The organism is Arthrobacter sp. JB02-1C, assembly GCF_057748045.1.
This window is the reverse complement of record NZ_CM173235.1, coordinates 1831084-1852334: the sequence shown is the minus strand read 5'-3', so window position 1 is coordinate 1852334 and position 21251 is coordinate 1831084. Positions and strand designations below refer to the sequence as shown.

General features: G+C 68.8%; 26 protein-coding genes. 1 reads left to right on the top strand and 25 read right to left on the bottom strand.

Annotated features, from left to right (window positions below; translation table 11 throughout):
- Positions 1-9: 9 nt before the first annotated feature.
- The 10 genes from AC3ANP_RS08975 to AC3ANP_RS08930 form a co-directional block, all read right to left on the bottom strand.
- A complete protein-coding gene (locus tag AC3ANP_RS08975; RefSeq protein WP_488332960.1) occupies positions 10-1092 on the bottom strand; it encodes an EscU/YscU/HrcU family type III secretion system export apparatus switch protein in 1083 nt (360 codons plus the stop codon).
- Entirely contained in the window at positions 1092-1850 is a 759-nt protein-coding gene (locus AC3ANP_RS08970; protein WP_488332959.1) for a flagellar biosynthetic protein FliR, read from the bottom strand. The genes AC3ANP_RS08975 and AC3ANP_RS08970 overlap by 1 nt, the downstream gene beginning before the upstream one ends.
- Before the next feature lies 1 nt (position 1851).
- Entirely contained in the window at positions 1852-2127 is a 276-nt protein-coding gene (gene fliQ, locus AC3ANP_RS08965; RefSeq protein ID WP_488332958.1) for a flagellar biosynthesis protein FliQ, read from the bottom strand.
- Positions 2124-2951, bottom strand: a complete 828-nt coding sequence (fliP, locus tag AC3ANP_RS08960; RefSeq protein WP_488332957.1) for a flagellar type III secretion system pore protein FliP — start codon at positions 2949-2951, stop codon at positions 2124-2126. The genes fliQ and fliP overlap by 4 nt, the downstream gene beginning before the upstream one ends.
- On the bottom strand, positions 2948-3574 hold the full coding sequence (gene fliO, locus AC3ANP_RS08955) for a flagellar biosynthetic protein FliO (protein ID WP_488332956.1): 627 nt from the start codon (positions 3572-3574) through the stop codon (positions 2948-2950). Before fliO ends, fliP begins: the two co-directional genes overlap by 4 nt.
- Positions 3575-4300, bottom strand: a complete 726-nt coding sequence (gene fliN, locus AC3ANP_RS08950) for a flagellar motor switch protein FliN (protein ID WP_488332955.1) — start codon at positions 4298-4300, stop codon at positions 3575-3577. It abuts the gene before it with no gap.
- Positions 4300-5193 (bottom strand): flagellar motor switch protein FliM, encoded by an 894-nt coding sequence (locus tag AC3ANP_RS08945; RefSeq protein ID WP_488332954.1) that lies wholly within the window; start codon positions 5191-5193, stop codon positions 4300-4302. The genes fliN and AC3ANP_RS08945 overlap by 1 nt, the downstream gene beginning before the upstream one ends.
- Before the next feature lie 131 nt (positions 5194-5324).
- Positions 5325-6092, bottom strand: coding sequence for an OmpA/MotB family protein (locus AC3ANP_RS08940; RefSeq protein ID WP_488332953.1), 768 nt, complete (start codon positions 6090-6092; stop codon positions 5325-5327).
- Positions 6093-6148: 56 nt separating this feature from the next.
- Positions 6149-6961, bottom strand: a complete 813-nt coding sequence (locus tag AC3ANP_RS08935) for a motility protein A (RefSeq protein ID WP_488332952.1) — start codon at positions 6959-6961, stop codon at positions 6149-6151.
- 3 nt (positions 6962-6964) lie between these two features.
- A complete protein-coding gene (locus AC3ANP_RS08930; RefSeq protein ID WP_488332951.1) occupies positions 6965-7252 on the bottom strand; it encodes a flagellar FlbD family protein in 288 nt (95 codons plus the stop codon).
- Positions 7253-7539: 287 nt separating this feature from the next.
- Here AC3ANP_RS08930 and AC3ANP_RS08925 point away from each other — a divergent pair, with 287 nt between their 5' ends.
- The gene (locus tag AC3ANP_RS08925) at positions 7540-8457 is read left to right on the top strand and encodes a DUF559 domain-containing protein (protein ID WP_488332950.1); all 918 of its coding nucleotides are present in this window, start codon (positions 7540-7542) and stop codon (positions 8455-8457) included.
- 115 nt (positions 8458-8572) lie between these two features.
- Here the strand turns inward: AC3ANP_RS08925 and AC3ANP_RS08920 are convergent, their stop codons facing one another.
- The 15 genes from AC3ANP_RS08920 to fliD form a co-directional block, all read right to left on the bottom strand.
- On the bottom strand, positions 8573-9754 hold the full coding sequence (locus AC3ANP_RS08920; RefSeq protein ID WP_488332949.1) for a flagellar hook protein FlgE: 1182 nt from the start codon (positions 9752-9754) through the stop codon (positions 8573-8575).
- A 30-nt stretch (positions 9755-9784) separates the two neighbouring features.
- The gene (locus tag AC3ANP_RS08915) at positions 9785-10219 is read right to left on the bottom strand and encodes a flagellar hook assembly protein FlgD (protein WP_488332948.1); all 435 of its coding nucleotides are present in this window, start codon (positions 10217-10219) and stop codon (positions 9785-9787) included.
- Between the two features lie 18 nt (positions 10220-10237).
- Positions 10238-12022, bottom strand: coding sequence for a flagellar hook-length control protein FliK (locus tag AC3ANP_RS08910; protein ID WP_488332947.1), 1785 nt, complete (start codon positions 12020-12022; stop codon positions 10238-10240).
- Positions 12022-12729 (bottom strand): C40 family peptidase, encoded by a 708-nt coding sequence (locus AC3ANP_RS08905; RefSeq protein ID WP_488332946.1) that lies wholly within the window; start codon positions 12727-12729, stop codon positions 12022-12024. Before AC3ANP_RS08905 ends, AC3ANP_RS08910 begins: the two co-directional genes overlap by 1 nt.
- Positions 12726-13160 (bottom strand): flagellar FliJ family protein, encoded by a 435-nt coding sequence (locus AC3ANP_RS08900; protein WP_488332945.1) that lies wholly within the window; start codon positions 13158-13160, stop codon positions 12726-12728. Before AC3ANP_RS08900 ends, AC3ANP_RS08905 begins: the two co-directional genes overlap by 4 nt.
- A complete protein-coding gene (locus tag AC3ANP_RS08895) occupies positions 13157-14485 on the bottom strand; it encodes a FliI/YscN family ATPase (RefSeq protein WP_488332944.1) in 1329 nt (442 codons plus the stop codon). Before AC3ANP_RS08895 ends, AC3ANP_RS08900 begins: the two co-directional genes overlap by 4 nt.
- Positions 14482-15159 carry a FliH/SctL family protein gene (locus tag AC3ANP_RS08890; protein ID WP_488332943.1) on the bottom strand — a complete coding sequence of 226 codons (678 nt, stop codon included), beginning with the start codon at positions 15157-15159 and terminating at the stop codon, positions 14482-14484. Before AC3ANP_RS08890 ends, AC3ANP_RS08895 begins: the two co-directional genes overlap by 4 nt.
- Positions 15149-16165 (bottom strand): flagellar motor switch protein FliG, encoded by a 1017-nt coding sequence (gene fliG / locus AC3ANP_RS08885; RefSeq protein ID WP_488332942.1) that lies wholly within the window; start codon positions 16163-16165, stop codon positions 15149-15151. Before fliG ends, AC3ANP_RS08890 begins: the two co-directional genes overlap by 11 nt.
- The gene (gene fliF, locus AC3ANP_RS08880; RefSeq protein ID WP_488332941.1) at positions 16162-17772 is read right to left on the bottom strand and encodes a flagellar basal-body MS-ring/collar protein FliF; all 1611 of its coding nucleotides are present in this window, start codon (positions 17770-17772) and stop codon (positions 16162-16164) included. Before fliF ends, fliG begins: the two co-directional genes overlap by 4 nt.
- On the bottom strand, positions 17772-18077 hold the full coding sequence (gene fliE / locus AC3ANP_RS08875; protein ID WP_488332940.1) for a flagellar hook-basal body complex protein FliE: 306 nt from the start codon (positions 18075-18077) through the stop codon (positions 17772-17774). Before fliE ends, fliF begins: the two co-directional genes overlap by 1 nt.
- Positions 18077-18469 carry a flagellar basal body rod protein FlgC gene (locus AC3ANP_RS08870; protein ID WP_488332939.1) on the bottom strand — a complete coding sequence of 131 codons (393 nt, stop codon included), beginning with the start codon at positions 18467-18469 and terminating at the stop codon, positions 18077-18079. Before AC3ANP_RS08870 ends, fliE begins: the two co-directional genes overlap by 1 nt.
- On the bottom strand, positions 18469-18810 hold the full coding sequence (locus AC3ANP_RS08865; RefSeq protein ID WP_488332938.1) for a flagellar basal body rod protein FlgB: 342 nt from the start codon (positions 18808-18810) through the stop codon (positions 18469-18471). Before AC3ANP_RS08865 ends, AC3ANP_RS08870 begins: the two co-directional genes overlap by 1 nt.
- A gap of 157 nt (positions 18811-18967) precedes the next feature.
- Positions 18968-19357, bottom strand: a complete 390-nt coding sequence (locus tag AC3ANP_RS08860) for a hypothetical protein (RefSeq protein WP_488332937.1) — start codon at positions 19355-19357, stop codon at positions 18968-18970.
- On the bottom strand, positions 19350-19901 hold the full coding sequence (gene fliS, locus AC3ANP_RS08855) for a flagellar export chaperone FliS (protein ID WP_488332936.1): 552 nt from the start codon (positions 19899-19901) through the stop codon (positions 19350-19352). The genes AC3ANP_RS08860 and fliS overlap by 8 nt, the downstream gene beginning before the upstream one ends.
- Positions 19901-21232, bottom strand: a complete 1332-nt coding sequence (gene fliD, locus AC3ANP_RS08850; RefSeq protein WP_488332935.1) for a flagellar filament capping protein FliD — start codon at positions 21230-21232, stop codon at positions 19901-19903. Before fliD ends, fliS begins: the two co-directional genes overlap by 1 nt.
- Positions 21233-21251 lie beyond the last annotated feature (19 nt).

Below are 21251 nucleotides of genomic sequence, written 5' to 3'. Positions count from 1 at the left end.
GAGTGCGGTTCATCGGCCGGCCCCGGCCATGCGGTGCAACCCGGCGCCCGCGCCTCGGGCCTTGAGCGAGATCACGAACGCCAGCACCCCGGCGACGGCGTGGTAGAAGTCCACCGGGATCTCCTGCCCCAGTTCGCAGGCACCGTGCAGCGCCCGGGCGAGCGGGATGTCCTGGACCATCGGGACGCTCTTGGCCTCGGCTTCCTGCCTGATCCGCGTCGCGACATGGCCGGCGCCCTTGGCCACCACCCGAGGTGCGGACTTTCCCGGCTCGTATTTGAGTGCGACGGCGACGTGCGTGGGGTTGACGAGGACGACGTCGGCGTCGCCGATCGCGGCGATCATCCGGTTCCGGCTCATCGCCAGCTGGCGCGCGCGGCGCTGGGAGCGGATCAACGGGTCGCCGTCGCTGCTTTTGTTCTCGTCCCGGACTTCCTTCTTGGACATCCGGGTCTTTTTGCGGTTCCGGCGCATCACCACGAAGAAGTCCACCGCGGCCAGCGCGATCCCGGCGAACACGGCGAACTGGACCAGCGAGGCGATCCCGCCGCCCGCGGCCGCGACCACACCGGAGACCGGGAGCCCGCCTGCGGTGAGCAGCACCGGGATCAGGCCCTGCACGACGAAATAGAGGACAAGGCCGACGACGCTGGCCTTAAGCAGCGCCTTGACCCCGCCCCAGACTGCCTGTGTGCCGAACACCCGTTTCAGGCCGCTGATCAGGTTGAAATGTGCGAAGTCGACACGGAACTTTTTCAGGTGGATGCCGCCCTGCAGTGCCGAGCCGACCAGCACCACGATCAGCACCACGATCAGCAGCGGGCTCAGCGTCCCGGCCACCGAGCCGAGACCGTTTTCCAGGGCCTTGACTGCCTTGGCCGGGTCCGGTTGGGCCATGATGCCCTTGACGCTGAACACCTGGTCCGTGGCGGCGCTGGCCGCGCGGTCCACCGTGGCCGGGATCATCACGGCGGCGGCGCCGACCGCGAGCCACGCGGTGAGGTCCTGCGAGCGGGACAGCTGGCCCTTCGAGCGGACCTCCCGCATGCGTTTGTCGGTGGCCTGTTCGGTCTTTTCCTGTGAGTCCGACATCAGCCCACCCCCAGCACTGTCTTGGCTGCCTGCCCGGCGAGGGTGGAGACGATCCTCGGCAGGGCAAGGAAGAGGAACCCGGCCAGCATCAGGGTCAGCAGGATCTTCAGTGGGAAGCCCAGGGTGAAGGCGTTCAGCGCCGGGGCCACGCGGGTCAGCAGCCCGAGGCCGACGTCGGCGAGGAACAGCACCACCAGCAAGGGGCCGGCGATCTGCACGGCGGCGAGGAACATGCCGGTGACGGCGGACGTCATGGCTTGGACCGGCTGGGCGAGGTCAAGGCCGCCGGCCAGCGGAAGCGCGGTGAAGCTGCCGGTCAGGCCGGCAAGAACGAGCTGGTAGCCGTCCGAGGAAAACAGCAGCGCCAGGGCGGCCATCTGCAGCAGCCGGGTGAACTGCGCGCCGTTCACCATCATCTGCGGGTCGAAGCCCTGCGCCATCTGGAAACCGCTGAAGAGGTCGATCAGGCTGCCGGCGGACTGGACCGCGGCGAAAACCAGCAGTACCAGGAAGCCCAGGACCAGGCCGGTGACCAGTTCCAGGACCACCCCGGTGAGGAACCCGGCCGTGTCCCGGGCAACGTAGCCGCCGGCAAGCCGTTGCGAGACGGCCAGGCCAAGGCCGACGCCCAGCATGGCCTTGATCCGGCCGGGGAACGCCTGGTGCGCGAAAGGCGGTGCGACGATCAGGAACGCGGTCATCCGGACGGTGGCCAGCAGAAGCACCTCCAGCCAGGTCTGGTCGATCGGGATGCCCACCTCACAGGCCTCCGAGCAGCGACGGGATCTTGGCGAAAAGGTCGTTGGTGAACGCCACCATCTCGGAGATCATCCAGTGCCCGCAGACCAGCAGGGCCACGGCCACGGCGGCGAGCTTCGGCACGAAGGACAGGGTGGCTTCCTGAAGCTGGGTGATGGACTGCAGCAATGAAATGGCCAGGCCCACCACCAGCGCCGTCACCAGCACCGGCGCCGCGAGCTTCGCTGCGACCATCATGGCCTGGAGGCAGATGTCCAGGACGGCGTTGGCGTTCACCCCGTACCCGCGTAGCTCTGGATCAGCGAAGTGATGATCAGGCCCCAGCCGTCCACGAGGACGAACAGCAGGATCTTGAACGGCAGCGAGATCATGACCGGCGGGAGCATCATCATGCCCATGGACATCAGCGACGCGGACACGACCAGGTCGATCACCAGGAACGGGATGAAGATGACGAAACCGATGATGAAGGCGGCGCGGAGCTCGGAGATCATGAAGGCCGGGATCAGGGTCTGCAGCGGCACCGCCTCGGGCGTGGCGGGGTTTTCCATCCCGGCCGCGCGTGTCATCAGCGCGATGTCCTCTTCGCGGGTGTGCGCCAGCATGAAGTGCTGCAGCGGCCCGGAGCCGGCACTGAGTGCACCGTTGAAATCGAGGGTGCCGTTCAGGTAGGGCTGCACACCGATCGTGTTCATCTCGTTGATGACCGGCCACATGACGAAGATCGACAGGAACAGGGCCAGGCCCGCCAACACCTGGTTGGGCGGGATCGAGGGCAGCGACAGCGCGTTGCGGGTCATCGCCAGCACGACGAAGATCTTGGTGAACGAGGTCATCATCAGCAGCAGGGCGGGCGCCACGGAGAGCAGCGTGATCCCGATCAGGGTCAGGACCGCCGTGGAGGGCTTCCCGTCCATGCCGTTGATCTCAATGTTGACGCTGCCGTTGTCCGGGCTGGCCGGCGGGGTGGGCGGAACCGGCGGGACGGGCGCCGCGTGGCCGGCGGAGGCGCTGAGCCAGAGCAACAGCAGGGCCAGGAGCACGGCGGCCAGGCCGAGCGCCAGGACCCTGGTGCGGCGGAGTGCGAGGGGGCGGATCAATTGCGGCGTCCGCTCCTGAGAGCAGCGGCTGCCTGCTTCCAGGTGGAACCGGACAGGATGGACCCGTGCAGCGGGGGGTGGGCGGCGGCCGGCGTGCTGCCGCGGCCCGGCGAAGTCCGGGTGCGGGAATCACGGTGGACGGAGCGGCGGCGCGCCACCGGCACACCCGGAGCGCCGGTTGCATCGCCGGTTCCGGTGGGGGTTGCACTGGCGGTTCCTGCGTCGGCGGGGGTTCCGGCGCCGGTGGCGGTTCCGGCGTCGGTGGCGGTTCCGGCGTCGGCCGCAGTTCCGGCCCCGGTCACGGCGAGGATCTGGGCGAAGGCGCCGGCCGCGCCGCGGCGGGCCTCCGGGACCGGGTCTTCCTCGGGTTCCGCCGGGATGTCCCCGGTGTGCAGGACGTTGACGGCGTGGTCGGTGACGCCGAGCAGGAAGCGCTGGCCGGCGGCGTCGACGACGACCACGGAGGCCCGCTGCCCGACGCTTTGGCGGCTGACGATGCTCAGGGCAGCGTCAGCCCGGCGTCGTCCCGTGCTTTTGCCGAGACGGCGTTGGAGCAACCAGATCAAGCCAAGCACCGCGCCCAGGGCTACGGCTACCCGCAGCCCGAGGATCAGCGAGTCCATTCAGCTGAGCCCCTCGGCCACGTCGAGGATCCGGGTGATCCGGACCGCGTAGTCCTGGTCCAGGACGACGACTTCGCCGTGGGCGATCAGCCGTCCGTTGAGCAGGACGTCGGCCGGGGCGCCGGCGGAGCGGTCCAGTTCGATGATCTTGCCAGGTTCGAGGGAGAGGACATCGCGGACGGACATGCGGGTGCGGCCGATCTCGACAGTCAGCGCCATTTCGATGTTGTTGATGCGGCCCAGCCGGCCCGCCACGGTGTCGCCGGCGAAGAGGTCTCCCCCCCGGTCCTGTCCGCTGCTGTGCTCACGCAGCCGGACGGCGAACCAGGCGGCAGGGCTGGTGCCGTCGGAGAGCTCGAAGATGGCGGTGTCCGGGTCGGTGAGCAGGCCGGAGGCGTCGGATTCGCGCAGGTCGGAGAGCACGCCGGCGCCGAACACGGAGCTGGCGGCCTCCATGGCGGGTCGAAGCACGTCGGTGACGGAGACGACGCCGAGCTGGCCGCCGGCCATGCCGCCGGCTGCCTCGTCGAGGAAGGTGCGGTCGATCAGCATCAGCGCCAGGTCCGCGGTGACGGAGCCGACGAACGTCGCGGTGACTGCCTGCCGGGCGTAGCCGGCTGCGGCGCGGGCCGGAACCAGGGCAACCACCTTCAGGGCTACCGGGCTCGGCAGCTCCTCAACGAGCCGTTCCGCCGACGATTCATGCTTGGTCAGGGTCATGCTCATTAGTTGTTCTCCTCGATGGTGACAATGACAGCGGCGGCCCGGGACCCGTTGCGGGCCGGGGCTGCGGTGGCCAGCCTCGTGCCGTCCAGGGTGAGGTCAAAGGGCCGGTTTTCCAGGTGCGGGAGGGTCAGGACGTCCCCGACCGCGAGGCCGAGCACCTGGCTGGGGGTGACGTAGGAAGTGGAGAGCCGGACCGAGAGCTCCACCGGGACGCGCTCGAGCTGCGAGCTGACGCGGGCGGCGGCGTCGCCGCGGTTGTCGGTGGGGTTGACTTTCTTCAGCCGGCCCAGAAGCAGGGCGGCCGGCACGGCGAGGGTGGCCGGCGCGCCGATGTCGCCGACGTTGATCGTGAAAGAGGCGACGATCATCAGTTCGCTCGGCGCGGCGGCCTGCGCGAACTGGGAGTTGTACTGGACGGTGTCCACCCTGATGGTTTCGCTCAGCAGCGGTCCCAGCGAGTAGCCGAGGTCCTCCAGGGCCTCGTCCATGAGTCCCTTGACCAGGGCCTGCTCGATTTGGGTGAATTTCCGGTCCGGCATGGCCGAGTCGTTCGAGGCGCCGAGCATCCGGTTGATCCAGCCAAGCGCGGAGGGGGCCGGGAACTGCACCACCAGCTTGGAGTCGTGGCCTTCGATGGCGCAAAGCACCATCGCCGTCACGGCCGGCAGCGACGCGGCGTACTCGTCGTAGCTCTGCATGCCCACGTCTTCGAGCCGGACCACCGACTTGACCCGGACCTTGGCCGTCAGCTGGGTTCCCCACTGCCGCGCAAACGTTTCGAAAGCGAGCTCAAGGACTCTGCTGTGCTCCCTGGCCAGCGTCGCGGGACGGCGAAAGTCATAGACACTGACGGCCCGCTCCCGTACCACTTCCCGCTCATCCAAAACACTCACGGTTGCCACTATCGGCAACGGAACCGGCGCGGTAAGCGATCCGTCGGAGGCAAAATGCGGGGCATCCGCCAAGCTGCACCCGGCATCCCGGGTCAGACGCTCGGCCGGCCAGGTGCGGCCGGCCCGCCTGTTTACTTCTTGCTGAGTTTCAGCGCCTGCGGAATCAGGGCCCGGACCACTTCGGGTTTATCCGAGATGACCACGATGTCCACCCGGCGGTTGAGTTCCATCAGCTCCGGCGTCGAATCGTCGTTGACCTGGCGGGCCGAACCGAAAGCGACGGCCCCGATGCTGCCCTGGTGGATCCCGCCGCGGTCCACCATGAAACGCAGGACGTTGACCGCACGGGCCGAGGACAGCTCCCAGGTGGACGGGTAGGCGGTGACGCCGTTGGCAGCGTGGCCTTCGACCATGATCTCCAGGGCCGCCGGGCCGAGGATCGGCGAGATGACGCGCAGCACCTGGGTGGCCCGGGTGGTGAGCTCCGGCCGGTCCGCTTCGAAGAACGTTTGGGAGCCGACGAGCTTGACGGTCAGGCCGCGCTGGTCAATCTGGAACTCGACGTTGTCGGTGAGCCCGGCTGCTGTCAGGCCGGCCTTCATCTTCGCTTCGAGCTCCTTGAGGCGGTCCACTTCCTTCAGGGCTTCGGCCAGGGATGCCTGCGAGGAGGTCTCACCGGCAGCCTGGGTCGCCGCGAACGCCTCGAGATCCTTGTTCACCAGTTCGGGCGGGACCACCGTCCCGGACGCGGTGTCCACGGTCTCGGAGGCGACGGCACCGAACCCGGTGGCCAGGGAGTTACGCAGCTTCTCAAACTTGTTCGCGTCCACGGTGGACATCGCGTAGAGGACGATGAACAGGCACATCAGCACCGTGACCATGTCCATGTAGGAAGCCATCCAGCGTTCGTCGACGTGATGCGCTTCGGGTTTTTTCCGCGGACGCCGCCGGGAGCTCACGCGGCCTTGTCCAGGTTCTCCGCGTCCTTGCCGTCAGCCTTGCCGCGGCCGGAGCTCTTGAGCTGGTGCTCCGGAACCATGGAACGCAGCCGTTCGGCCAGCAGCAGCGGCTGCGCACCGGCCTGCACCGCCAGCATTCCCTCCATCAGGAGGGTCCGGCGTTCGAGGTCAAGTTCGGACAGCCGGGCGAGGCGGCCGCTGAAGGGCAGCCAGATGAAGTTGGCGGACAGCAGGCCCCAGAGGGTGGCCACGAAGGCGGCGGCGATCATGTGCCCGAGCTCGTCCGGTTTGGACAGGTTTTCCAGCACGTGGGTCAGGGACACCACGGTTCCGACGATGCCCACGGTGGGGGCGTAGCCGCCGAGGGTGGCGAAGAATTTGGAGTTGGAGTGGTCGGTGCGCGCCTTCGTGTCGATCTCGTCCTCCATCTGCATGCGGAGGTCCTCGGCGTCGGTGCCGTCGGCGATGTTCTGCAGGGCGCGGGCCAGGAAAGGGTCCTTGACGCTGGCGGCTTCCTCCTCGAGCGAGAGCAGCCCCTCGGCGCGCGCCTTTTCGGCGAAGCGGACCATCTGGTCGATGCTTTCCTGCGGCTTCGCGGTTTTCCCGATGAACATCCCGGGCAGGGCCTTGAAGGCCTGGATGGCGTCTTTGAGCGTGTTCCCGGCGAGGCCGATAGCCAGCGTGGCGCCAAACACCAGGATCATGGGCCCGGGCAGCAGCAGGCTGGTGATGCTGCCGCCTTCGATGAGCACCATGGCGATGACGGACCCGAAGGCCAGGAGTAATCCAATGATTGTTGCGGGATCCATGGCTTACTTCCTTGGTAGTTCAGGTGCGGAGGAGCCGGCGTCGTCGTCCGGGCCGGTCGAGGGAACCAGGCTCAGGGGATAACCGGTGACGGCGGGCAGGTCCCGTGCCTTGCTCAGCACGTAGGCGCGGTAATCGGCAATCAGTTCGACCACCTCCGCCAGGCTCTCCAGCACCACATAGGTGGCGCCGTCGAGCGTGACCAGGTGGGTGTCCGGACTCTCGTGAATCCGTTCGATCAGGTCCGGATTGACCGCGAAGCGCGTTCCGTTAAGGCGTGTGACGACGATCATGGGCCGATTCTGCTCTGGGGGCTCCCGGCCTTGCGGCCGGGAGGGAGGAAAGTGTTCACTCCCTACTGTCGGCCGCGGCTGCGCTTTCGTTAGGTTTGGCCCGGTGGTGCGGCGCCGCTCACGTCCTACCGCCGTCACCCACCCCTCCCCCACCCCGGCCCCGCCCCTGGCGTTGCGCTATCACTCATGGCTGCTTTGCCCCCGGTTTGGCAGCCATAAGTGATAGCGCAACGGGCAGGTGTGGATAACCTCGGCAGCATCGGGCGTTTACGGCAACAATGTTCCGCATGCGAGCTCCGGCACCCCTGCCCTCCCACTTAGCGGCCGCTCCGTTCACCGTGCACGAGGCGAGGGCTGCCAGTCTGAGCAGGGCCCGGCTTCGTGCCTCCGACCTCGCGCCGGCAGGCCGGTTGCTTTACCTCCCCGACGCCTGGGACTTTGAGATGAGGGCCCTGGCGCGGGCACTCTCCGCCGCGACGCCGGGCGGCTGGATCTCGCACCTGACCGCAGCGGTTATTCACGGTCTATGGCTTCCGGTTTGGTTTGGCGAGTGCAGGCAGTTACATCTCAGCAAGCCGAAGGCGCTCCCGCCGGTCCGCCGGGAGGGCGTGGTGGGGCACACTGTGCTGGTCTTCCCGGAGGAGGTGGCTTCGCTGGATGGCATGATGATTTCCACCCCGGCCCGGACCTGGCTGGATCTCGCCCGCATCCTGCCACTGGAACATCTCGTGGCCATCGGCGACCAGTTGGTGCGGCAGCCCCGGCCGGGTCTGGAGGTCCGAAGCGAGCCCTGGGCGACGCGCGAGGACCTGCGGACCATGCTCAAGCGTCACCCGAAGTTTCAAGGGATCGTGAAAGCCCGGCAGGCCGTAGAACTGATCCGCCCCGGCGCCGACTCCGCACCGGAGACTTTCCTCCGGCTGGCGCTCATTGCCGCCGGGCTGCCGGAACCGGAGCTGCAACTAAGGCTGGTGCCCGAGGATCCATCTTCCCCGCCCGCGGACCTCGGGTACCGCAAACAGCGCGTCGCCATCCAGTACGACGGCGCGCATCACCGTACGCGCGAACAGCAGTCCCGGGACAACCGCCGGGACGAGGTGTTTAATGCTGCGGGATGGCGGTATTTCAAGTTCAACGCCGACGATCTCGCCAACGACTTCAGGGCCGCGGTGCGGAAGGTCAGCTTCGCCCTCCGCACCCGCTGAGCTGCCCGGTCCCGCGTTTGCCCTATCACTCATGGCTGCTTTGCGCGGCTCTTACCAGCCATGAGTGATAGGGCAACTTCGGCGGCAACGCCGGCGGCATGCGGGCGGCTGCCTGCTAGCGCTTCAGGTTGCCGAGTTCCTGCAGGACCTCGTCCGAGGTGGTGATGATGCGGGCGTTGGCCTGGAAGCCGCGCTGGGCGACGATCAGGTTGGTGAACTCCTGGGACAGGTCCACGTTGGACATTTCCAGCGAGCCGCCGGCCAGGGTACCGATGCCCGGCTCGCCGGCAGAGCCCAGCTGGACATTGCCGGAGTTGGCGGTGGCGACATAGGACGAGCCGCCGGCCTTCTCCAGGCCCGCCGGGTTGGTGAACTTGGCCAGCGCGATCTTGGCCAGGACCTGCTTCACCCCATTGCTAAAGGACCCGATGAGCGAACCGTCGTTGCCGAGGGTGAAGGACTCCAGCTTGCCGGCGGCCGAACCGTTCTGTCCGGCCACGGTGAGGGAACTCATGCCGGCGTAGCCGGAAACCTGGGAAAGGTCGATGTCGATCCCGTTGACGGCGAGGGCAGGGGTGGCCACCAGTTTTCCCCCGATACCGGGGGTCAGTTTGGTCACTGACGTTGTGGCCCCGTCTTTGGCCGTCACGTCCCAGGCAGTGCCGTTCACGTTCCGGGCAAAGCTCAGCGAGATATCGCGGGGTGCACCCAGCCCGTCGTACACCTTGACGACACGGTCCAAAGGGGGGTCGGTCGCGAGAGCACCTGCGGGCAGGTTGCCATCCAGCGTGACCTTCGTCGTGGGGGTCGCGATCATCGTGTTGGGGCTAAGCGTGATGTCACCGATGGCGCCGGTCTGGTTGACCTTGCCGGTCGCGTCGGCGGTCCAGCCCTGCAGGATGCCGCCGTCGGGGCTGACCAGCTGGCTGGCGGCGTCGAACGTCATGGATCCGGCGCGGGTGAAGAGCTGCTGCCCGCCCTTGTTGGTGACGAAGAAGCCGTCGCCGAAGATCATCATGTCCGTGGCGCGGCCCGTGCTCTGCGAGGAGCCCTGGGCGAAGTTGGTGCTGACACCGGCGACCCGGACGCCGAGGCCGATCTGCGCCGGGTTGCTGCCGCCGGTTTCCCCCTGCGGCGCGGAGGCACCCTGGGTCATCTGCGAGAGGGTGTCCTGGAACTGGGTCGAGGACGCCTTGAAGCCGGCGGTGTTGACGTTGGCGATGTTGTTGCCGGTGACGTCGAGCATGGTCTGGTGGGCGCGGAGGCCGGAGATTCCGGAATACAGCGAGCGGAGCATGGGAACTGCCTTTCTACGGGAGGAAGCGGGTCAGGAGGCGGCCGGCGCGGTCAGGCCGGTGATGGAGTCGAGGGGGACGGAGAGGTCGCCGACCTTGACGGTCGGGACGGTTCCGGAATACGAAACGGAGCTGGCGATGCCGCTGCCAGTGGTGCCGTCTGCCAGGGTGTAGCCGACGGAGTGACCGACTAGCTGGGCCGCAGCCGAGCGCATCTGAAGCGAGAAGCCCTCGGTGCTGTTGGTAGTCAGTTCGGTCATCTTTTCCATCATGGACAGCTGGATGGTCTGGGCCATCATCTGGTTGGTGTCCATCGGGGCGCTCGGGTTCTGGTTCTTGAGCTGCGCCACGAGAAGGGTCATGAACACGTTCGCGTCCATGGACTGCACGGGCGCCCGGACGGCAGCAGCCTGCTGCGTCGTCCCCGTGGCCGTGACCGGCTGCGGGACGATGGGCTGGATAGTCATAGGTCGGGTTCCTTCGTGTCAGACGAGAATGTCGAGGGTGGTTTGGGGGCCGTTCAGGATCCTGGCGGTGCGGAGCGATGCCTGGTCCGCCAAAGCGTCCCAGCGGTGGCCGGAACGCGGGTCGGGTCCGCTTCGGTTGCCGGCGTCGGAGCCTGCGCCGTTGCCCGCCTGCGAGCCGCCGTCCCGGCCGGCTTCCTGGCCGCCGTCGGGAGCGCCGTGGTCCGAGACGTCGAGGCTTGCCCCGAAGCCGGAATCCGCCAATTCTTTCCGCAGGTCGGGCAGGACGCTCCGGAGCGCCTCGCGGCCGGAATCGCCCGGCGCGAACAGTTCGATCCGCACCCCGGCAGCGTCGATATGCGCCTGCACCGTGAGCGGGCCGAGGTCCTCGGGTGTCACTTTCAAGATCATGACGTGCTGCCCGTGCGGTGCCCCGGCAAGGGTAAAGAGCGGCTTAGCCAGCTGCGGCTGGAGTGCGGTCTGCGGAGCCGGAGCCGGGGTGGCAGCCTGAGGGGCCGCCGCCGTGGTGCTGGCCGGCCCGGCCGGTTGCGGGGCGCCCAGCGCCGCTGCCCCGGCCAGTCCGTCTGCGGGGGCAGTGCCCCCGGACCCGGGCATGGACGGGAGCCCGTCCGCGGCGCCTGCCTGCCGCTTGCCGGAAACCCCGGGACCGGTTACGACGGCGGGGTCCAGGCCCGGTACCGTCAGGGTCGGAGTCGTGGGCGCTGATGCAGCCCCTGCCGGAGGGGTCGCCGTCGGCGCGGTCGCAGTCGGCGCGGCCGCAGTCGGGCCAGGGGACGGCGTCGGCGCGGCCGCAGTCGGGCCAGGGGACGGCGTCGGTGCAGCCGCAGTCGGGCCAGGGGCCGGCGTCGGTGCAGCCGGCATGGCCTGTGCGGGGAAGGTAGGCGCCGCAGCGGCGGCACTTGGGCCCGGCGTTGCCAGGCCAGTCTGGCCCCCGATGCCCTGACCGTCAAAGTCGTGGCCTCCGCTGCCCGGGTTCCCGAGGCCCTGTCCGCCAACGTCTTGTCCGGCTGCTGCGGGTCCGGCGGCAGCACCCGAAGCGGGGGCGCCCTGTGACGCCAGCGCGGGAGCAGTCGCTGGCAGTTCTGCGGCCACGACGGCACCGCCGGACACTGCCTGCGCCGGCGTCGACCCGAGGATCCCGGCCGGGAACCCCGTGGAGCCCGCCTGAGGTACCAGCCGCGGATCGGACACCGGCTGCGCAGGGGTGGCCACGGGCTGATTCCCGGCCGGCTGATTTCCGGTGGGCACGCCCGGCGGAACCTGGGCTGCTGCCGGGGCCGCGCCATTCCCTGCTGTGGCCGCGGCCTGGACCGCGACAGGCACGACGCCGGCATCGTTAAGCGCCGCGGTCGCCACCATGCCGGCATCGGTAAGCGCCGCGGCACTGTCGGCCCCCAAGGCCTCCGCGGCCCGGACCTCTGTTCCCCGGATCTCCGTGCTCCGGATCTCCGTGCCGGGAAACGCGGGTGGAGTCGTTGCGGGGTTCCTGTCTAGGGCGGCCACGACGTCCGGGGTGGCGGCGTCGGCCGTTGTCCGCATTCGGTTCGCAGCTGCGTCGCCCGAGCCCGGCGAGGCGGAAGCCGGCGCCTGCGTCGGCGAGCCCGGCGAGGCCGAGGCGGTGTTGTTGCTCCCGGCGTTGTTGCTGACGGCGTCTTTCAGCGCGGACCCAAAGTCGCCGGCGTTGGACGCGCCGGCCTCGGAACGGGAACGGATGCCCTGGTTGGCGCCGCGGGCCAGCGCGGGGGCCAGCGCGGTTGCCAGGTCCATCGAAGCCATGCCCTTCATCAGGAGCCTCCTGCCGGGACGATCCGCCGGATGGAGGTCAGGTTGGACTGCTGCTCCCAGGCGTCGCGGATCTGGATGGTCTTGCCCGGCACCGGCGCATCGATCGCTTTGCCGTTGCCCAGGTAGATGGAGATGTGGTTGCCGCCGAAGCTGATGAGCAGGTCACCGGGCTTGGCCTGGGCGAGGGACGCCACCGGGGTGCCCTGTTTCATCTGGTCGCTGACCACGCGGGGCAGCTCGATGCCGAGGTCCTTGAAGACGCGCTGGGTGAAGCCGGAGCAGTCCATCCCGGTGGCAGGGTTGGTGCCGCCCCACACGTAGGGCACGCCAATGTATTTCTTGGCCATCGCGACAACGTCGGTACCCGTAGCGGAGCCGGCCGGCCCCGGCGCCTTGGCGGAACCCGGAGCAGCCAGCCCGGTGAGCGCGCCGAGTCCGGTGGTACCGCCAAGGCCCAGTCCTTTCAGGGAAGACCCGGTCAGCGACGACAGGTCCGTCCCGGCGGAGAGACCGTTTCCGCCGAGGGCAGCGGTGAGCGCGTCGGTAAAGGAGCCGGCCTCGCCGGCACCGGTTCCGGTGGCGAGCGAGGCAGCGGCGGCGGACTTCAGCGCGGCGGCATTGGTCTCGGCCGGGCTGGTGGTACGCGTCAGCTCGGCAATCATCGACTGGATGCCCTGCATCCGGCCCAGGGCCTCGGTCATGCTCATGAGCGGACCTGCTGTTCGTCCCGGTGCCACATGGTGGAGGCGATCTCGTCCAGCGCGGACTGTTCGGTGCGCAGTTCGGCGGTGCTGACCTCGGCGTGGTGCCGGGCCTCCAGTTTTTCCAGGCCGACGGAGCGGGTGCGGGCGGCGATGAATTCCTCGCGCGCCGCAGCCTCGTCGGCCTCCGCCAGCCGGCTGAGGTTTTGCAGGTCGGCGAGCATGCTGTGGGACGCGGACCGGGACGCGGCGACGGCGCGCAGCGAAGCCGTACCGTCGATCGGCTCGTCACCGTTGGCCAGCTGGCGTCGTGCCGACGCTTCCCGGGCCCGCACCGAAGTGGACCGCGACCGGGCTCGGGCAAGCCCGGTGGCGGCCTGGTCCTGCTGGATTTGGCGGAGGCGCAACAGCCCCGCCAGCGAAAATTGCCGGCTCATGCCGCGGCTCCCAGGATTGACGTGAGGTGGTCCAGCTGGCGCCAGGACTCGGGGTGGGGGGTGGATTCGTCCATTGGCTGCTGCAGGAACCCGCTGATGGCTTCCGCATGCGCCAGGGCGGCGTCCACCAGCGGGTTGGTCCCCTGCTGGTAGGCGCCGACGTCGATCAGGTCCTGCGCGCCCTTGCGGGCCGCGAGGACACGTCGCAGCGCGGAGGCCGCGTCAAGGTGGGCGCGTGCGTTGACCTTGGAGGCTACCCGCGAGATGGACCCGAGCACGTCCACCGAAGGGAAGTGCCCGGTCACGGCGAGATTCCGGTCCAGCACGACGTGGCCGTCGAGGATGGACCGGGCGGCGTCGGCGATGGGTTCGTTGTGGTCGTCGCCGTCCACCAGGACCGTGTAGATGCCGGTCACCGACCCGGTCTGGGCGGTACCGGCGCGTTCCAGCAGCCGGGCGAGCACGGAAAACGTCGACGGCGGGTAGCCCCGGGTGGCGGGCGGCTCACCGGCAGAGAGGCCGATCTCGCGCTGGGCCATGGCCACGCGGGTCAGCGAATCCATCATCAGGACCACGTCTTGGCCCAGGTCCCGGAACGATTCGGCAATCCGGGTGGCGGTGAAGGCGGCGCGCATCCGCATCAGCGCGGGTTCATCGGAGGTGGCGACGACGACGACCGACCTGGCCAGGCCGGCGGGGCCGAGGTCGTCTTCAAGGAATTCGCGGACCTCACGGCCGCGCTCCCCGACGAGGGCGATCACGGAGACTTCGGCGTCGGTGCCGCGGGCGATCATGGACAGCAGGGACGACTTGCCGACGCCCGAACCAGCGAAGAGCCCCATCCGCTGGCCTTTGCCCAGGGTGGTCATGGTATCCAGCACCCGGACGCCGGTCTGCAACGGGGTGGCGATCCGGGCGCGTTTCATCGCATTCGGCGCCTCGTTGTCGATCGGCACCCTGGGGCCGCTGACCAATGGTCCTTTACCGTCAATCGGCCGGCCGAGGCCGTCGAGGACACGGCCGAAGAGTCCGGCGCCGGTGGGGACCAGCACGGTGCCGCCCTTGGCGCGGACCGGGTCGCCGGCGGCGACCCCGGCGAGGCGTCCCAGCGGCATGCAGCGCACGGCGCCGTCGAGGGCGGCCACCACTTCGGCGTCGAGCCCGGGGTCCTCCCCCACGGTGACCAGGTCACCAAGCGCACAGTCCAGGCCGGAAACTTCCAGGCCCAAGCCCATCACGGAGGTGACGACGCCAACGCGCTGTGGCCCGGCTGCGGCCAGGGCTGCGGCAAAGTCGTCCCCTTTGGGGCGCCAGGGGGCGATCATGGCTGCACGCCGGAGGGTTCGGCGGCACCGTCGGACGTCCATTGCTGGTCCCCAAGCAGGGCCGCCTTGGCCCGGGCCAGGGCGCTGCCGAGGCTGGCATCGAGCCAGCCCTGCTGGTATTCCACTTTGGCGTCGCCGCGCTGCAGGGACGGATCCGGCAGCAGCGGCAACCCGGCCGGGCGGTCCTGGCCTTCCTTTTCGAGCACGTCGATGTCCGCGGGGTGCAGCCGGATGGCGAGCACGGTGGCGGCGTCGTTGCCGGTCAGGGCGCGGTCCAGGGCGGCGCGGGCGGTACGGGTTCCCTCGGCCAGTTCGTAACCCAGGATGGCCTCGGCGAGTTCCAGCGCGGTGCGGGCCAGAACCTCCTCGGCGTCCTGCAGGGCCTGGACGTTGCGGTGCGCGAAGTCGGTCCGGGCCACGGCCAGGGCGCGGACGGCGCGGTCCAGGTCCTGCTGGCCGGAGGCCAGGGCTGCAGCCTGCTCGGCGGCCATCCGGTCGCGCCAGCGCCGCTGCTCCTTGGCGGCGGCGCGGACCCCTGCGGCGTAGCCGGCGGCGTGGCCCTCGGTGTAGCCGGCTTGTTCGTTGGCCGGCCCGCTGGAGCGAAGCGACGGGAAGACGATCCTGGCCGGGGCGGCGGCGGTTCCCCCGACGCCCGGTCCCCCGTCAGTAAACATAGTCTTCTTCGTCCCCGCGCTGGATGGTGATGGCACCCTCTGCTTCGAGCTCGCGGATGGAGCGGACGACGGCGGCCCGCGCCTCCTCGATCTGTGAGGCGCGCAGCGGACCCAGGGCCGCCATCTCGGATTCGAGGATCTCGAGGTTGCGGCCGGAGACGTTGGTGGTGATGGTTTCCAGGACCGGCTCCGTAGCGCCCTTCATGGCAACAGCCAGGACCGAGGCGTCCAGGCCGCGGAGGACCAGCTGCACGTCCCGGCGTTCGAGTTTGACGATGTCATCGAAGGTCACCATCTGGGCCCGGATCTCCACGGCGAGGTCCGGGTCGAGCAGGTCCAGGCCGTCCAGCACGGAGCGTTCGGTGCCGGCGTCGGTCCGGTTGATGATTTCGAGCAGCGGCGCGATGCCGCCCACCACCTTGGAAGCCTGCTGGGACACGGCGGCACCGCCGCGCAGTTTCAGCGTGTCCGCGACGATGCCAATCGCCTCGGGGGCGCCGGAGCCCATCGTGGCGATACTGAGGGCGACGTCGGCCCGCAGCGATCCGGGCAGTCCGGACATCACGGCGGAGGCCTTGCGCGGGCTGAGGTGGGCCAGGACCAGGGCGATGGTCTGCGGCAATTCGCCGTCGATCAAGGCGAGGATCTGCACCGGTTCGATGTCTTCGAGGAACTCGAACGATTTGCCGGCCATGTTCACGGTCAGCCGGTTCATCAGACCAGCTGCCCGTTCCGAACCGAAAGAGGCTTCGAGCAGGCCTTCGGCAAGCTCGCGCCCGCCTCGTGCCTGCCGCGGGCTGCTGAGGGCAGCCTCGTGGAAGTCCTTCATGATCTGCTCGGCGACCTCGGGGTCCACCTTGCGCAGCCGGACGATCTCGGCGGCGATTTCCTCCGCCTCGCTGTCATTGAGCTGGGCCATCACCAGCGCGGCGTTGGCCGGGCTCATCTGCATCAGCACGACGGCGGCGCGCTGGGTGCCGGTCAGGGTCGATTCGGCAAGTTTCATACCGGTTGCCTGTCATCCATCAGGCCGCGGAGGTAGTCCGCCGCCTTCTCCGGGTTGGCGGCGACCATCTGGTCGATCTCCTGCATCCGGCGCTCGGCTTCGAGGACCTCCAGAGGCGGGGCCGGCAGCGGTTGCAGCGGCAGAGCGGTCAGCGGGATGGCCGACGTCGCGGGGGCGGGGTCGATGGCGGTGACGGCGGGCAGCGGGGGCAGCAGGTCCAGCCGCTCCCCGAGGTCCACGGGTTCGCGCTTCTGCCGGCGGCGCAGGATGACGATCACGATCAGGGCCAGGATCAGCAGGCCCAGCAGGATGCTGCCGGCGGTGACCAAGGTCGCGAAGAACGCTGCCTGCTTTTGCGCTTCGATCTCGGCCTTGGCGGCGTCGAGGGAGGCGTTGGCCTGGTCCGCGGCGGCGGTGCTGAAGGGGATCACTTCGACGGTGACGACGTCGCCCCGGGCCTTGTCCACTCCGGCGGCGGAGGTGACGAGCGCGGTGAGCGAGCCCAGGTTCAGTCCACCCGCGGCGGACTGGCTGACAGCCACCGAGATGGTCTGGCGCTTGATGGCGCCCGGCGGGATCACCCGGTCCTCGGTGACCTTGTTGACGGCGTTGTTCTTGGTGGCCGTCGTGGAGTCGAAGTTGCCGTTGCCGCTGGTGTTGCCGGGAACGGCGATGTTGTCCGGGCCGAGGACACCCGCGGCCCCTCCCCCGGTGCCGGCGTACTTTTCCGACTTGGAGGATTCGCTCAGCGGCAGCGCGCCGGGAGTGTTGGAGAACGTCTCGCTTTTCTGCTGCGCGGACTCACCCGTGACGTCTGCGGCGACGGCGACGGTGGAGTTGCCGGGGCCCACCACGCGGTCCAGGACGGCGCGGACGGCGTCGCCGGTGCGCTGCTGGTAGTCGGTGGCCTGCTTGGAGGACGATCCTGCCGCTCCGCCGCCGACCGTGGACAACACGTTGCCCTGGGAGTCGACCACGGAGACGTTCGCGGGCTTGAGGTTCTCAATTGCGGCGGAGGTCAGGTGCACGATCGCCTGGACCTTGTCGCCGGAGAGGGTCACCCCGGGGGCGGTCTCGATGAACACGGAGGCCGTGGTGTCGGGCGTTTTCGACACGAAAACGGTCTTTTCCGGGATCGCGAGCCGGACGGCGGCGGCCTTCACGCCTTCCATCGCGCCGATGGTGCTGGCGAGCTCGCCTTCGAGGGCGCGCTTGTAAGTGACGGACTGCTGGAACTCCGAGGAGGTAACGCCCATTTTGTCCAGCAGCGAGTATCCGGTGGCGGCGGCGCTGGGCAGCCCGGCGGCGGCGGCCTTGAGCCGCTCGTCGTAGACCTTCTCCTGCGGCACCAGGATGGTGGCGCCGCCGTCGCTGAGCTCGTAGGGGATGTTGTCCTTGCGCAGCTGCTCCACGATGCCGTTCGCGTCGGTGTTCTTCAGGCCGGAGAACAGCGGCGTCAGGGTCGGCTTGGACAGCCAGGCGGAGAGCGCCACGATGCCGACCACCAGCAGGGCAGCGCCGATCACGGCGAGGGTGCGCTGGCCGGTGGTGAAGCCCTTGAGTCCGCCGCCGAGGCGCTGGAAGAAGACATTAATCTGCGGAGGCATCAGGCCTGCATCCTCATGATCTCGTTGAACGCGTCAACGCCCTTGTTGCGGACGGTGGCGACGAGTTCAAGCGTGATCTGCGCCCGGCTCGCCGCGATGGTGGCGTTGTGGATGTCGTCCAGGTTGCCTGTCACGGCGGAGACGGCAAGCTGCTTGGACGTCGACTGCAGCTGCTGCAGGTTGTCCACCGCACCGGTCAGGGAGGAAGCGAAGCCGGAGCCGTCTGTGCCGGGCACGGAGCCGACGCCGGAAAGGTAGTCGGTGGGGACGACGCCCTGGACGGGTGCGATCGGGGAAACGGGCATCAGGATCTTCCAATCTCAAGGGCGGCGACGTAGGTCTCGCGGGCACGGTCGACCACCTGGGCGTTGGCCTGGTAGCCGCGCTGGGCGATGATGAGGGCGCCCATCTGCTCGGCCATGTCGATGTCCGGGTATTTCACGTTTCCGTCGGCGTCGGCCAGGGGGTGGTCCGGCTGGTAGACGATCCGGCCGGTGGCGTCGCCCAGCTGGGTGCTCTTGACGTACACGCCGGTGTCATCCGTTCCGGCGGTGGCCTCGACGTATTTGGCCCGGAACGCCGGCCCGGACGTGGCCGAGGCGTTGTTCATGTTGGCAAGGTTGTCGGAGACGGCGTCGAGCCACTTGCGGTGCACGGTCAGCGCGGAGCCCGCAATGCCGATGGCGTCGAAGGTCATTAGTTGGTCCTCATGGCAGCGCGGACGGCGGTGAATTCCCCGCCGATGGCGCGGGCCGCGAACTGGAAGCGCAGCACGGTGTCAATGTTGGACAGGGTCTCGGTGTCCAGGTTGACGTTGTTGCCGTTCAGCTGGGTGGGTTCGAGCGACCGGGCGGTCGTGGCCTGGGTGTGGCCGTCCCCGGACTGTACCGAGGCGGCGAGGGCGGACTCGAAGCTGACCCGCTGGGCGTGGTAGTTCGGCGTGTTGACGTTCGCGATGTTGTTCGCGATGGCGCGTTGGCGCAGGGCCAGCCCGTCCATGGCGCTGGCCAGGGCTGTGGAAGTCACGGATTCGAGCACAGGGTCCTGCCTGGGGAATTGGGGGGTGGCCGATCCGTGGCCGGTAAATGAGCGATCCGTGCTCCAACTTTTGCTATCGGCACTGGTCAGCGCCGCGTTAGCGAAATATGCGAAAGATTTACTGGGTAGTTTTGCGGCAGCCCTGCCTGGTGCTGGGTCAGCCGTTCACATCGAGGTAGACCGCTGCCGACGGCGTCCCCACGCCGGGCACCGAGTTCACGGCATGCAGTTGCCGGGCCACGTCGTGTTTGGCGGCTTCGAGCCGCCGGGCCACGCGATCCTGCGCCGCGGACAGCGCCAACGCACGTCGCCGGGCAGCGGGAGGCACCTGTGCGTTGATCGATGGCGGGGACCAGCGCTCTACCGGCAGGGCCGCCACCGGCTGCGCCGGGGCTGACAGGGGGCCCAGCGGATCCTTCAACGTCCGTTCCGCGGCGTCGACCGCCAACTCCAGGAGGTCCAGCACTCGGGACCAGGCGGTAAGTGCCGGGTCCTCGGCCGCCGGGTCCGGCTCGTTCGGGTACTCCTCCCAGACCTGCTCAGCCAAAACCGAGGCTCCCGCCGGCTGCGGGCTGGGTCGCCCAGGCGCCGGCGCCGGCGAACGCGGACGACGTCGGGGCTGCCGCGGGTGCCGCGGGTGCCGCGGGTGCCGCGGACGACGTCGGCCGCGCCGCGGGGATGGCCGCGGCGGCGTCATGCCAGGCCTGGCGCAGCGGCTCCAGCAGTTCGATGGCTTCCCGGGTGAGGGCGGCGTCGCGCTGGATGTTGGCGTTGACCAGGGCGGTGAAGGCGTAGTTGTAGAGGCCCAGCAGGCCGTCCGCGCCGTCCCAGGCGTCCGTCTTGAGCGAGGAAATCAGCTCGGCGATGATGGCCTGGCCGTGCAGCAGGTTCTCGGAGGCGACCGGCCAGTTGGCGCTCTGTTGAGCGGCCTCGGCGCGGCCCAGGTCCAGGAGGAGCCGGTCGTAGAGCATGGTGAGCAGCCGCGCCGGTGGGGCGGAGAGGACCGAGTCGGCGAGGTACTGGTTGCGCTGGGCGGTATGTCCGGAGCCGCCTCCGTTGCCGTAGCCGCCGTAGCTATTTCCGTAGGTCATTACTTGTTACTTCCGCTGGACAGGCCGGCAAGCTGCGAGGTGAGCCAGGACTGTTGGGCCTTCATATTGCTCAGCGCCACTTCCAGGGCCGAGTACGTGCTCTTGAGGGTGGCCTGGCGTGAGGCGAGCCGGGTGTCCCAGTCGCTGATCCTGCCGGCAAGGTCGCGGACTTCGGACTGCTGGCCGGTGATCGTTTTGGTCAGCGTCCCGTCGTACTTGTCGGACGCCGCGGTGGATGCGGCAGCGATGCGGCCGGCGAGCTCCTGGACCTTGGCTGCCGTGCCGGCAGGGTCGGCGGCGAGGGCGGCGCCGAACTTGGTGGCGTCGAACTCCATGGTGCCGGTCTTGGTGATGCTGATGCCGACTTCCGACGGCGACCGCGGCGGGGTGCCGACCGGCAGCGACGCGGCGGAGAGGATGTTCTGGTTGATGGAGCGGACCGTGCTGTCGCCGGCGAAGATGCCGGCGGAGGTCTTGGCGCCGCTGGTGCCGGTGGTGGTGCTGACCGCTGTCCTGGCAGACACGTAGGAGAAGATGCCGTTGACGCCGGTGACGAGGTCCGAGGCGAGCTTCGTGATGCCCGCGTCGTCGCGGGCCACCGTGAGGGTCACCGGGGCGGCGCTGACTTCCTTAGCCGTGATGGAGACGCCGGGCAGGAGGCTCGTGAAGGTGTTCGTCGATGATTTTATGGTGGTTTGTACGGCCGGATTTGTTGGCCAAAGCACCAGTTCGGCGTCCTGCGCAACTGTCACATCCGTGAACGGGTCCGCCGGACCGGTGACCGTGAACTTGCCGGCTTCGCCGGACTTTGTTGCGGTGAATTGGAGCCGGAAGTCCCCGTTGCCGACGTCCACCTTGGTGGCGGTGACTCCCGCCCCCTTGGCGTTGACGGCTGACACGACATCGTCGAGGTTGCTGCCCAGCGGCTCGATCGTGTAGTCGACGCCGCCGCTCCTAATCGTCATGGTGGTGTAGGGCCAGCCCACCACGGCATTCACCTTCGGCGTTACCGTGACTTGGGTTTGGGCCAGTTTCGTGACCTGAAAATCGAGGGAACCGGCCTTGGCGGCCGCGGTGGTGGTCACGGCTACTTTGTCGCTGCTCGAGGTAGCGGCATAGAGGTCCAGGGCGCCGGGCTTCGCTGCGGCGGTGGCCTGGGTAGCTAGGGCGGCGACCTTGCTGTTGAGCCCCTGCAGCGCCGAGACCATGGACTGGATGTCGGCGGACTTGTTCTTAAGCAGCGTCTGGGGAATGGCCTCCACCTGCATGATGGAGCCGATGAGGGCGGTAGTGTCCAGCCCACTGGCCAATCCGTCGAGTGAGATCCCCATTGCTGCCTCTCCAAGTCTT

Bases quoted from the DNA above. Each gene is read 5' to 3' on its own strand.
- AC3ANP_RS08975 (WP_488332960.1), bottom strand. From the start codon at position 1,092: ATGTCGGACTCACAGGAAAAGACCGAACAGGCCACCGACAAACGCATG.
- fliO (WP_488332956.1), bottom strand. From the start codon at position 3,574: ATGGACTCGCTGATCCTCGGGCTGCGGGTAGCCGTAGCCCTGGGCGCG.
- fliN (WP_488332955.1), bottom strand. From the start codon at position 4,300: ATGAGCATGACCCTGACCAAGCATGAATCGTCGGCGGAACGGCTCGTT.
- AC3ANP_RS08940 (WP_488332953.1), bottom strand. From the start codon at position 6,092: ATGGCTTCCTACATGGACATGGTCACGGTGCTGATGTGCCTGTTCATC.
- AC3ANP_RS08935 (WP_488332952.1), bottom strand. From the start codon at position 6,961: ATGGATCCCGCAACAATCATTGGATTACTCCTGGCCTTCGGGTCCGTC.
- AC3ANP_RS08930 (WP_488332951.1), bottom strand. From the start codon at position 7,252: ATGATCGTCGTCACACGCCTTAACGGAACGCGCTTCGCGGTCAATCCG.
- AC3ANP_RS08925 (WP_488332950.1), top strand. From the start codon at position 7,540: ATGCGAGCTCCGGCACCCCTGCCCTCCCACTTAGCGGCCGCTCCGTTC.
- AC3ANP_RS08920 (WP_488332949.1), bottom strand. From the start codon at position 9,754: ATGCTCCGCTCGCTGTATTCCGGAATCTCCGGCCTCCGCGCCCACCAG.
- AC3ANP_RS08915 (WP_488332948.1), bottom strand. From the start codon at position 10,219: ATGACTATCCAGCCCATCGTCCCGCAGCCGGTCACGGCCACGGGGACG.
- AC3ANP_RS08910 (WP_488332947.1), bottom strand. From the start codon at position 12,022: ATGAAGGGCATGGCTTCGATGGACCTGGCAACCGCGCTGGCCCCCGCG.
- AC3ANP_RS08905 (WP_488332946.1), bottom strand. From the start codon at position 12,729: ATGAGCATGACCGAGGCCCTGGGCCGGATGCAGGGCATCCAGTCGATG.
- AC3ANP_RS08900 (WP_488332945.1), bottom strand. From the start codon at position 13,160: ATGAGCCGGCAATTTTCGCTGGCGGGGCTGTTGCGCCTCCGCCAAATC.
- AC3ANP_RS08895 (WP_488332944.1), bottom strand. From the start codon at position 14,485: ATGATCGCCCCCTGGCGCCCCAAAGGGGACGACTTTGCCGCAGCCCTG.
- AC3ANP_RS08890 (WP_488332943.1), bottom strand. From the start codon at position 15,159: ATGTTTACTGACGGGGGACCGGGCGTCGGGGGAACCGCCGCCGCCCCG.
- fliG (WP_488332942.1), bottom strand. From the start codon at position 16,165: ATGAAACTTGCCGAATCGACCCTGACCGGCACCCAGCGCGCCGCCGTC.
- fliF (WP_488332941.1), bottom strand. From the start codon at position 17,772: ATGCCTCCGCAGATTAATGTCTTCTTCCAGCGCCTCGGCGGCGGACTC.
- fliE (WP_488332940.1), bottom strand. From the start codon at position 18,077: ATGCCCGTTTCCCCGATCGCACCCGTCCAGGGCGTCGTCCCCACCGAC.
- AC3ANP_RS08870 (WP_488332939.1), bottom strand. From the start codon at position 18,469: ATGACCTTCGACGCCATCGGCATTGCGGGCTCCGCGCTGACCGTGCAC.
- fliS (WP_488332936.1), bottom strand. From the start codon at position 19,901: ATGACCTACGGAAATAGCTACGGCGGCTACGGCAACGGAGGCGGCTCC.
- fliD (WP_488332935.1), bottom strand. From the start codon at position 21,232: ATGGGGATCTCACTCGACGGATTGGCCAGTGGGCTGGACACTACCGCC.